A 10979-nucleotide genomic window follows, 5' to 3' on the forward strand; every position below is an offset into this window, starting at 1 on the left:
ACCAGGATCAGCGAGAGGTCGCCCGGGCGCAGCCGGGCCAGCGCGGCGTCGATGGCGGTGAACTCGCCGCGGATCTCCTCGACGTGCGCGGTCCGGCGGGCGCCTTCCAGGCCCTGGCGCAGCAGCGCGATCACCTCGCCGTCGGCGCGGCCGCGCTGGGCGGCGTCCTGGTAGAGGATCACGTCGTCGAAGGCGGCGCCGAGGATGGCGGTCTGGTCGCGGATGTCGCAGTCGCGCCGGTCGCCCGCGCCGCTGATGACGACCGAGCGCCGCTTCGCGGGCAGCGTGTCCACCGCGGCCACCAGCGCCTTCATGGCGTCGGTGTTGTGGCCGTAGTCGGCGATCACGGTGGCGCCGCGGTATTCCATGACGTTGAAGCGGCCGGGCACGCCGGCGGCGTCGTTCATGAAGCTGGCCAGGCCGCTGCGGATGGTGTCCCAGTCCAGCCCCACGGCCCAGGCGGCGGCCACCGCGGCCATCACGTTCTCGACCTGGAAGGGCAGGGTGCCGCCGCGCGTGATCGGCACGCCGGCCAGCGGCACGCGCTCGCGCCAGGCGCCCTCGGCGGCCACCACCGCGTCGCCGTCCACGTACACGGTGCGCCGGCCCTGGGCGCGGTGCGTGGCCATCACCGGGTGCTGCCGGTCGGCGGCGAAGTAGGTGACGCTGCCGGGGCAGGCGGCCGCCATCGCGGCCACGATGGGGTCGGCGGCGTTGAGCACGGCGTGCCCGTCGGGCGCCACGTTGCGCACGACCACGCGCTTGAGCACCGCCAGCTCCTCCACCGAGTCGATGTAGTTCAGGCCCAGGTGGTCGCCGCTGCCGATGTTGGTGACCACGGCCACCGAACAGCGGTCGAAGCCCAGGCCCTCGCGCAGGATGCCGCCGCGCGCCACCTCGAACACCGCTGCCTGCACGTCGGGGTGCAGCAGCACGTTGCGCGCGCTCCTGGGGCCGCTGCAGTCGCCGCTGTCGGTCTGGCGGCCGCCCACGTACACGCCGTCGGTGTTGGTCATGCCCGTCACCAGGCCGCCGGAGGCCAGCAGGTGGTTGACGAGGCGGGCGGTGGTGGTCTTGCCGTTGGTGCCGGTGACGGCGACCACCGGGATGCGGCCGTCGTCGCCGCTGTCGAAGAGCTGCCCGACGATCGCCTCGCCCACCGGCCGGCCGCGGCCGTACGAGGGGCTGATGTGCATGCGCAGGCCGGGCGCGGCGTTCACCTCGACGATGCCGCCGTGCTGCTCCTCCAGCGGGCGGATCACGTTCTCGCACACCATGTCGACGCCGCAGATGTGCAGGCCGACCATCTGCGCGGCGTCGACCGCGCGGGCGGCGATCTCGGGGTGCACGGTGTCGGTCACGTCGGTGGCGCTGCCGCCGGTGGAGAGGTTGGCGTTGTTGCGCAGCACCACGCGCTGGCCGAGGGCGGGCACGCTGTCGGGCGAGAGGCCCTGCGCCTCCAGGCGCGCGACGGCGATGTCGTCCAGGCGGATCTTGGTGAGCGAGGTGGCGTGGCCCTCGCCGCGGCGCGGGTCGAGGTTGAGTTCGTCGACCAGCGCGCGCACGGTGCGCACGCCGTCGCCCACCACCTGCGGCGGGTCGCGCCGCGCGGCGGCCACCAGCCGGTCGCCCACCACCAGCAGGCGGAAGTCGAAGCCGGGCAGGAACTTCTCGACCATCACTTCGCCATAACGCGCGGCGGCCGCGTAGGCGGCATCGAACTGCTCGCGCGTCTGGATGTTGACGGTGACGCCCTTGCCCTGGTTGCCGTCCTGCGGCTTGGCGACCACGGGCAGGCCGATCGCCAGCGCGGCGGCCCAGCCGTCCTCCACGTCCTTCACCGGCCGGCCCAGCGGCACCGGCACGCCGGCGGCGTGCAGCAGCTGCTTGGTCAGCTCCTTGTCCTGCGCGATGGCCTCGGCCACGCCGGAGGTGGCGTCCACCTCGGCCGCCTGGATGCGCCGCTGCCGCGCGCCCCAGCCGAACTGCACCAGGCTGCCGCGCGTGAGGCGCCGGTACGGGATGCCGCGCGCCGCGGCCGCCTCGACGATGGCGCCGGTGCTCGGGCCCAGGCGCTCGTCCTCGTCCAGCTCGCGCAGTTCGGCGATGGCGGCCTGGGCGTCGAAGGCGGGCGCGCCGGGCCCGCCCAGCGCGGCGGCGATGAGCCGTTCGGCCAGCTGCACGGCGCGGCGGCCCACCGCCTCCTCGGTGTACTGCACGGCCACCTGGTAGACGCCTTCCTCGGTGGTGCGGGTGGTGTGGCCGAAGACGACGGCGCAGCCGGCCTGCGCCTGCAGCGCGATGGCCACGTTCTCCAGCACGTGCGCCAGCGCCAGCGGCTGGCCGAGCGCGACGGGGTGCAGCTCGCCCATGCAGGGGAAGAGGGCGCGCAGGCGGTCCTCGAAGCCGGGCAGCCGCCCGATGGCGTTCTCGCCCTCGCCGCGGCAGGCGACGACGGCCTCGATGCAGGTGTGGCGGCTCCACAGGTTGGGGCCGCGCAGGGCGCGGATGCGGGTGATGTCCATGGGGTCAGGCGAGCTGGGGAGAGGCGGCGTCCGGGATGTCCTGGGACAACTGCAGCGAGGCCAGGGCCGCCTGCAGGTCGGCCTCGAAGGCCTCGATGCCGGCGCCGATGAGGTTGAGCGGGATGCCCACGGCCCAGGCAGCGGCCACGGCCGCCAGCAGGCTGTCCAGGCTCACGCCGGCGTGTGTGGCGCGCCAGGCGGTCAGGCGCCCCAGCCCGGGCAGGAAGGACTCGGTGCCGCCGCTGGCGAGCACCACGCGGTCCTGCCGCACGATGACGGCCCGGCCGCCGGCGTCGCGGTGCGCGGCCAGCGGGGCGGCCTGCGCGTCGGTGGCGTAGAGGATCACCGCGCCGTCGCACAGCGGCGCCAGCCCGGCCACGCGCGCGTCGGCGGCGTTGAGCACGGCGGTGCCGTGCGGCAGCACCACGTCGACCTGGGTGCGCAGCACGCGCACCATCTGGTCGCTCTCGCGCACGTCGTGGCGGGCCAGGGCTTCCCAGCCCTCCAGGTCGGTGACGATGCCGATCTCGCAGCGGTCGTAGGGCAGGCCGTCGTCCAGGATGGTCTCGGCGCGGTTCTCGATGACGACCGCATCGACCTTGCGGTTGACCAGCAGGCGGTGGCCGGCCTCCCAGGTGGCGCTGTCGCGCGCATCGACGCGGCGCCGGTCGAGGAACAGGCCGTCGCGGCAGGCCAGGCCCACGTGCCGCCCGGCCAGGCCCAGCAGCCAGGCCACCAGGCGCGCGAGCACCGGCGTGTCCTGCGTGCCGGCCACGCCGACGACGGGGATGCGGCCGGGCAGCTCGGCGTCGTCCTCGGGGAACAGGTGGTCGCAGATCGCGCGGCCCACCGGCCGCGGCGAGCCGACGGCGGGCTTCAGGTGCATCAGCAGGCCCGGGCCGGCGTTGACCTCGACGATCGCGCCGCGCTGGCCCTGCAGCGGCCGGCCGACGTCCTCGCACACCAGGTCGATGCCGGCGATGTCCAGCCCCACCACGCGCGCCGCCAGCGTGGCGGCGTGGGCGACCTCGGGGTGGACCTGGTCGGTGCAGTCCACGCCCAGGTTGCCGTTGCGCTGGATGATGACGACGCGGCCCTCGGCCGGCACCGCGTCGGCGTCGAGGCCCTGGCGCTGCAGTTCGAGCTGCAGCTTGGCATCGGTGTCGGGCACGATCACATCGAGCGGGAACTCTTCCTCGGCGCCGCGGCGCGGGTCGCTGTTGAGCTGGCTGTCGATGAGCTGGCGCACGCTGGCGCGGCCGTCGCCGGTCACGCTGATGACCTCGCCGCGCGCGGCGGCCACCACCTGGCCGCCCACCACCAGCAGGCGGTGCTCCTGGCCGGGGACGAAGCGCTCGACCATCACGTCGCTGCCTTCCGGCTCGGCCACGGCAAAGGCGGCCATCACCTCCTCGCGCGTGCGCAGGTCGAGCGAGACGCCGCGGCCGTGGTTGGCGTCGGAGGGCTTCACCGCCACCGGCAGGCCGATGTCCTCGGCGGCCTCCCAGGCCTCTTCGGCGCTGGCGACCACCTGGCCCTCGGGCACCGGCACGCCGCAGCTCGCCAGCAGCGACTTGGTGAGCTCCTTGTCGCTGGCGATGGATTCGCCGATGGCGCTGGTGTCGTCGGTCTCGGCCGTCCAGATGCGCTGCTGGCGCGCGCCGTAGCCCAGTTGCACCAGGTTGCCCTCGTTCAGGCGCAGGGCGGGGATGCCGCGGTCGGCCGCCGCGCTGACGATGGCGGCCGTGCTGGGCCCGAGGTAGCAGGCGTCCACGCTGGCGCGCACGGCGTCCACCGCCCGCTGCACGTCGGCGGCGCCGGCCGGGTCGGCGTTGAGCGCGGCCATCAGCAGCCGATGGCCCTCGGCCAGCGCGGTGCGCGCCACCTGCTCGTCGCGCGCGCGGAACACCATGCGGTACACGCCGTGCTGCGAGGTGCTGCGCGTCTGGCCGAAGCCGGTGGGCATGCCGGCCAGGTTGAGCAGTTCGATCACCACGTGCTCCAGCACGTGGCCGGCCCAGGTGCCCTCGTTCAGGCGCTGGATGAAGCCGCCGCGCTCGCCCACGCCGCAGTGGTGCTCGATCAGCGCGGGCAGCAGGGTCGTCAGGCGTTCGGGAAAACCCGGCACCTGGTTCGACGGGAAGTCCTCCAGCGCGCCGAGGTCCAGCCAGACCTCCAGCACCGGGCGGTAGGTCCAGATGTTCGGGCCGCGCAGGTAGCGGGTGCGCAGCAGGCGGATGTCGTCGAAACGGGGCATGGAAACGTTCGAGTTCGGGTCTGTGCCGTTCGTGGGGTTGTCCGTGGCGGCGTCGGCGGAAAGCTGAGAGGGATGCGGTGCGCCCATGGCGTGCGGTGAGAATCGGCGCCCGGCCGGCGCTGCAAAAGGGTCCCCGTCTTCAGGCCCGGACTCCAGAACACGATGCAACATCACGCCCCTGCCCGAACCTTGCCAGAAGCGGCGGCCTCTCCGGTCCCGGACCTCGAAAGCCGCCTGCTGGCTTCGGAGAACGTCCTCGCCGTCCTGCCGGTTGACCTCGATGAACACCTTCGGTTTGCTTCCGGTCAGCTTGTGCTGACCTCGCGGCGGCTGCTGGCGCGCGAAACGGCCGGCGGCTGGAGCGAGTGGGCGCTCACGCCCGGGCTGGCGCTGCGGCAGGCCGACCACGCCGGCGTCGGCGTGCTGGAGCTGGTCGACGGCAGCCGCCTGCTGGCCCGCTGGCGCCACACGCTGGCCGGCCAGGCGCAGGCCCTGAAGCTGCTGCGCCTGTTCGACGCGCGGCACGCGGGCGGCGCGGCGCCGGCCGCGCCGGCCGAGGAGCCCGCCGCCGACGCCGAACTCCAGTCGCCGCCCTCCACCTGGGTGCTGCTGCGCCTGGGCCGCTTCGCCCGGCCGTACCGCCGGCAACTGCTCTGGGGCTTCGTGCTGACGCTGCTGTCGACCGCCGCCACGCTGGTGCCGCCGTACCTGACCATCCCGCTGATGGACGAGGTGCTGATCCCCTTCCAGAACGGCAAGGCGATCGACCCGGGCTACGTGGCGCTGTACCTGGGCGGGCTGCTGCTGGCGGCGCTGGTCGGCTGGGGCCTGGGCTGGGCGCGCACTTACCTGCTGGCGCTGGTGTCCGAGCGCATCGGCGCCGACCTGCGCACCACCACCTACGAGCACCTGCTGACGCTGCCGCTGGACTACTTCGGCGGCAAGCGCACCGGCGACCTGATGGCGCGCATCGGCTCCGAGACCGACCGCATCAACGTCTTCCTCTCGCTGCACGCGCTGGACTTCCTCACCGACGTGATCATGATCGCCATGACGGCGGTGATCCTGGTGTCGATCAACCCGCTGCTGGCGGTGGTCACGTTGGTGCCGCTGCCCTTCATCGCCTGGATGATCCACGTCGTGCGCGAGCGGCTTCGCACCGGCTTCGAGAAGATCGACCGCGTGTGGGGCGAGGTGACCAACGTGCTGGCCGACACCATCCCCGGCATCCGCGTGGTGAAGGCCTTCGCGCAGGAGCGGCGCGAGGCCGGGCGCTTCCGCGCCGCCAACGCCTACAACCTGCAGGCCAACGACCGGCTCAACCGCACCTGGAGCCTGTTCACGCCCACGGTGACGCTGATGACCGAGATCGGCCTGCTGGTGGTGTGGGGCTTCGGCATCTGGCAGGTGGCGCGCGGCAGCATCACGGTGGGCGTGCTCACCGCCTTCATCGCCTACATCGGGCGCTTCTACACGCGGCTCGACTCGATGAGCCGCATCGTCTCCGTCACGCAGAAGGCGGCGGCGGGCGCCAAGCGCATCTTCGACATCCTCGACCACGTGAGCAACGTGCCGGAACCCGCCGACCCGGTGCGCGTGGAGCGCCTGGACGGGCGCATCGAGCTGCGCGGCGTGGGCTTCCGCTACGGCTCGCGCGCGGTGATCCACGACCTGAACCTCGCGATCGAGCCCGGCGAGATGATCGGCCTGGCCGGCCACAGCGGCTCGGGCAAGAGCACGCTGGTCAACCTGATCTGCCGCTTCCACGACGTGAGCGAGGGCGCGATCCTGGTCGACGGCACCGACATCCGCCGCTACGCGGTGGCCGACTACCGGCGCAACGTCGGGCTGGTGCTGCAGGAGCCCTTCCTCTTCTTCGGCACCATCGCGCAGAACATCGCCTACGGCAAGCCCGACGCCACGCGCGAGGAGATCGTCGCTGCCGCCCGCGCCGCGCACGCGCACGACTTCATCCTGCGCCTGCCGCACGGCTACGACTCGCTGGTGGGCGAGCGCGGGCAGGGCCTGTCGGGCGGCGAGCGCCAGCGCATCAGCATCGCGCGCGCGCTGCTGATCGACCCGCGCATCCTGATCCTCGACGAAGCCACCTCGGCGGTGGACACCGAGACCGAGAAGGAGATCCAGAAGGCGCTGGACAACCTGGTCAAGGGCCGCACCACCATCGCCATCGCGCACCGCCTCTCGACGCTGCGCAAGGCCGACCGCCTGGTGGTGATGGACCGCGGCGAGATCGTCGAAGTGGGCCCGCACGACGAGCTGATGGCGCGCGAGGGCGCCTACTGGCGGCTATACCAGGCGCAGCAGCGCCAGGCCGACGAGGAGCCGAGCGAGGGCGCCGCCTCCGAGCGCGCCGCCGTGGCGGCGACGGCCGCGCTCGGCAGCCATGCCGCGCATCCTGCGGGAGACGCATGATGAACAGCCATCACGACATGCCTTCGCCGCAGCTCGAACGCGACGCCTTCGGCGCCCTGCGGCTGGCGGGTTCCGCCGGCGAGCCGGAAGCCGTCACCCCTGTGCGCGCCTTCCCGCTCAGCGCGCCCGGCGAGGGCGTCTCGCTGGTCGGCGCCGACGGCCGCGAGCGCTTCTGGATCGAGCGCATGGACGCCCTGCCGCCCGCCACCCGCGCGCTGATCGAGGAAGCCCTCGCGCCGCGCGACTTCGCGCCCGTGCTGCTGCGGCTGGAGAGCGTCTCCAGCTTCGGCGTGCCCAGCACCTGGCAGGTGCGCACCGACCGCGGCGACACCCGCTTCGTGCTCAAGGCCGAGGAAGACATCCGCCGGCTGGAGGGCGGGGCGCTGCTGATCGCCAGCGCGCACGGCGTGCAGTTCCGCGTGCCCGACCCGAAGGCGCTGGACCGGCATTCGCGGCGCCTGCTGGAACGATTCTTGTGAGCCGCAGGACCACCATGCACCGCAACGCCCTCGTCCTTTTCTCCGGCGGCCAGGATTCCACCACCTGCCTGGCCCAGGCCCTGACCCGCTACGAGCGGGTGGAGACGCTGGGCTTCGACTACGGCCAGCGCCACCGCGTCGAACTCGACGCCCGCCTCCAGGTGCTGGCGCGGCTGCGCGAGGCCTTCCCGGCCTGGGCCGAACGGCTGGGCGAGGACCATGTGCTCGAGGTCGACGTGCTGGCCCGGCTCGGCGGTTCGTCGCTCACCGAGGACATCGCCTTCGAGATGGCGCAAAGCGGCCTGCCCAACACCTTCGTGCCCGGGCGCAACCTGCTGTTCCTCACGCTCGCCGGGGCGCTGGCCTATCGCCGGGGCCTCGACGTGATCGTCACCGGCGTGTGCGAGACCGACTACTCCGGCTACCCCGACTGCCGCGACGACACCATGAAGGCGATGCAGCTCGCCCTGTCGCTCGGGCTGGACCGGCGCATCGTGGTCGAGACGCCGCTGATGTGGATCGACAAGGCCGAGACCTGGCGGCTGGCCGAGTCGCTGGGCGGCCGCGCGCTGGTCGACCTCATCGCGGAAGCCACGCACACCTGCTACCTGGGCGACCGCACGCAGCGCCATCCCTGGGGCTACGGCTGCGGCACCTGTCCGGCCTGCGAGCTGCGCGCGGCGGGGTGGCGGCGCTATGCAGGCAGCGACGCAGGCGCGGCCACACCAGGCCCATGAACATCCTCCCGGCCCCTGCGCCCGTGCACCGTCCACAGTAGCATCGACCGCACACGCTGCGAAGGGGACGACATGACCAGGCGCTTCAAGGTCGGCGACGACGTGAGCTGGAACTCCGAGGCCGGCCGCGTTTCGGGGACCATCATCGCCGTGCACACGGCGGACTTCGACTACAAGGGCCACACGCACCGGGCCTCGGAAGACGACCCGCAGTACGAGATCAGGAGCGACAGGACCGACCACATCGCCGCCCACCGCGGCAGCGTCCTGCGGCTGGCGTGACGCAGCCCTTCTTCACCATCGGCCACGCCGACCGGCGCATCGACGACTTCACGGCGCTGCTGCGCGCGTCGGAGGTGTCGCGCGTCGTCGACATCCGCAAGATGCCGGGATCGCGCACCCATCCGCAGTTCGATGCGCAGGCGCTGTCCGCATCGCTGGCGGCGCAGGGCATCTCGTACGAGCACGAGGCCGCGCTGGGCGGCCTGCGCGGGCGCAGCCGCGAGGTGGCGGCGGACGTCAACGGCCTGTGGGAGAACCGCAGCTTCCACAACTACGCGGACTACGCGCTCTCGGCGCCCTTCCGGGAGGCGCTGGCGCACCTGATCGACGAGGGGCGGCGGCAGCGCTGCGCCCTCATGTGCGCCGAAGCCGTGTGGTGGCGCTGCCACCGGCGCATCGTCGCCGACCACCTGCTGGCGCACCGGCAGGCGGTCTTCCACATCATGGGGCCGGGCCAGGTGGTGCCCGCGCGCCTCACGCCGGGCGCGCTCGTCCAGGCCGGCGGGGAGGTCGTCTATCCGGCGCCGCCGGGGCCGGATGGCGGCGCCTGCACGAACCATTAGGTAAAAACCCCCATCCGTGCGACAATCGCTGGCTTGCCTCGGGCCCAGCCCGTCGCATGCTTCGCGCATCTCCCTTCTTGCACATCGGCTTGCCGCCAGGTCTTCGGACCTTCAGCGCGGCGTATTGACAGCCAGGCGGCCCAGGCCGCCCCTCATGCGTTGGACGGTTGATGTTCTGTTGACCGCCAGCGCACGCGCCCGAACCCGGGCGCGCCGCTGCATCCTTCGAGCTTCTTTTTCGTGAACGACACCCTGCATGACGCGCAGGGCGTGGCCGTGGCCGCGCCTGCCTCCATCGAACAACCTTCCGCCCCGGCCGCTCAGGCGCCGGAGGCACCCCACGCCTTCGCCGCACTGGGCCTGGCGCCGCAACTCGTCGCCGCCGTGCGCGACCTGGGCTACACCGAGCCCACGGCCGTGCAGCAGCAGGCCATCCCGCTGGCCATGTCGGGCACCGCCGACACCGGCGAGGCCGCGCGCTTCATCGACCTGATGGTCTCCAGCCAGACCGGCAGCGGCAAGACGGCGGCCTTCCTGCTGCCCGTGCTGCACACGCTGCTGGCGCAGCAGGAGGCGGCGCACGCCCAGGCGCAGGCCGAGCATGCCCGCCTGGCGGCCGAGGCCGCCGAGCGCGGCGAGCCGCCGCCGAAGCGCGCCAAGCGCGTCAACCCCACGCATGCGCGCCACTTCAAGCCTGCCGTGCCCGGCGCGCTGGTGCTGTGCCCCACGCGCGAGCTGGCGCAGCAGGTGGCGCACGACGCCATCGAGCTGGTGCGCCACTGCCGCGGCCTGCGCATCGCCAACGTGGTGGGCGGCATGCCCTACCAGATGCAGATCGCCCGCCTGCAGAACGCCAACCTGGTGGTCGCCACGCCGGGGCGCCTGCTGGACCTGCAGCGCTCGATGCAGATCAAGCTCGACCAGGTGCAGTTCCTGGTGGTGGACGAGGCCGACCGCATGCTCGACCTGGGCTTCGCCGACGACCTGGCCGAGATCAACCAGCTCACCATCGCGCGCCAGCAGACCATGATGTTCAGCGCCACCTTCGCGCCGCGCATCCAGCAACTGGCCGCGCGCGTGATGCGCGAGCCGCGCAAGGTGCAGATCGACACGCCGCAGCAGAAGCACGCCAACATCAAGCAGGTGCTGCACTGGGCCGACCACTTCGACCACAAGCGCGCGCTGCTCGACCACTGGCTGCGCGACGCCTCGATCCAGCAGGCCGTGGTGTTCGCCAGCACGCAGGTCGAATGCGACGGCCTGGCCAACGACCTGCAGCAGGCCGGCTTCTCTGCCGTGGCGCTGCACGGCGCGCTGAGTCAGGGCCTGCGCAACCGGCGCCTGATGGCGCTGCGCAACGGCCAGGTGCAGATCCTGGTGGCGACCGACGTGGCCGCGCGCGGCCTCGACGTGCCCGCCATCAGCCACGTCTTCAACTTCGGCCTGCCGATGAAGGCCGAGGACTACACCCACCGCATCGGCCGCACCGGCCGGGCGGGGCGCGACGGCATCGCCGTCACCTTCGCCGAGTTCCGCGACCAGCGCCGCGTGTTCGACATCGAGGCTTTCACGCGACAGCCCTTCAACGCCGAGGTGATCCCCGGCATGGAGCCGACCCGGCGTGCGCCGGTGGCCGGCGCGCCGCGCGGCGCGCACGGCGGCCCGCGCGGCCGCGGCGGCCGTCCGCCGCAGCGCGACGCGCA

Annotated in this window: 8 protein-coding genes; 6 read left to right on the forward strand and 2 right to left on the reverse strand. The window is 72.9% G+C overall.

The annotated features are described in order from the left end of the window. Both cphA (ACIY1X_RS20095) and cphA (ACIY1X_RS20100) read right to left on the reverse strand, forming a co-directional pair. Positions 1–2525 (reverse strand): cyanophycin synthetase (gene cphA, locus ACIY1X_RS20095; protein WP_399683942.1); only part of this gene is annotated, 2525 nt, incomplete at its 3' end. 4 nt (positions 2526–2529) lie between these two features. Then, complete coding sequence (cphA, locus tag ACIY1X_RS20100; protein WP_399683945.1) at positions 2530–4782, reverse strand: cyanophycin synthetase; 2253 nt, start codon at positions 4780–4782, stop codon at positions 2530–2532. 162 nt (positions 4783–4944) lie between these two features. Between cphA (ACIY1X_RS20100) and ACIY1X_RS20105 the strand changes: the two genes are divergently transcribed. The 6 genes from ACIY1X_RS20105 to ACIY1X_RS20130 form a co-directional block, all read left to right on the forward strand. After that, on the forward strand, positions 4945–7215 hold the full coding sequence (locus ACIY1X_RS20105) for an ABC transporter ATP-binding protein (RefSeq protein ID WP_399683948.1): 2271 nt from the start codon (positions 4945–4947) through the stop codon (positions 7213–7215). Continuing rightward, positions 7215–7694: a DUF1854 domain-containing protein gene (locus ACIY1X_RS20110; RefSeq protein ID WP_399683950.1), complete on the forward strand. Its 480-nt coding sequence runs from the start codon at positions 7215–7217 to the stop codon at positions 7692–7694. The genes ACIY1X_RS20105 and ACIY1X_RS20110 overlap by 1 nt, the downstream gene beginning before the upstream one ends. A 14-nt stretch (positions 7695–7708) precedes the next feature. After that, positions 7709–8431 (forward strand): 7-cyano-7-deazaguanine synthase QueC, encoded by a 723-nt coding sequence (queC, locus tag ACIY1X_RS20115; protein ID WP_399683962.1) that lies wholly within the window; start codon positions 7709–7711, stop codon positions 8429–8431. 72 nt (positions 8432–8503) lie between these two features. Further along, positions 8504–8713, forward strand: a complete 210-nt coding sequence (locus ACIY1X_RS20120) for a DUF2945 domain-containing protein (protein ID WP_399683953.1) — start codon at positions 8504–8506, stop codon at positions 8711–8713. Further along, on the forward strand, positions 8710–9276 hold the full coding sequence (locus ACIY1X_RS20125; protein ID WP_399683956.1) for a DUF488 family protein: 567 nt from the start codon (positions 8710–8712) through the stop codon (positions 9274–9276). The genes ACIY1X_RS20120 and ACIY1X_RS20125 overlap by 4 nt, the downstream gene beginning before the upstream one ends. Positions 9277–9516: 240 nt before the next feature. Further along, the coding region (locus tag ACIY1X_RS20130) for a DEAD/DEAH box helicase (RefSeq protein WP_399683959.1) at positions 9517–10979 on the forward strand (1463 nt) is incomplete at its 3' end.

Source organism: Xenophilus sp. (assembly GCF_044462705.1).
Lineage (GTDB): Bacteria > Pseudomonadota > Gammaproteobacteria > Burkholderiales > Burkholderiaceae_C > Xenophilus > Xenophilus azovorans.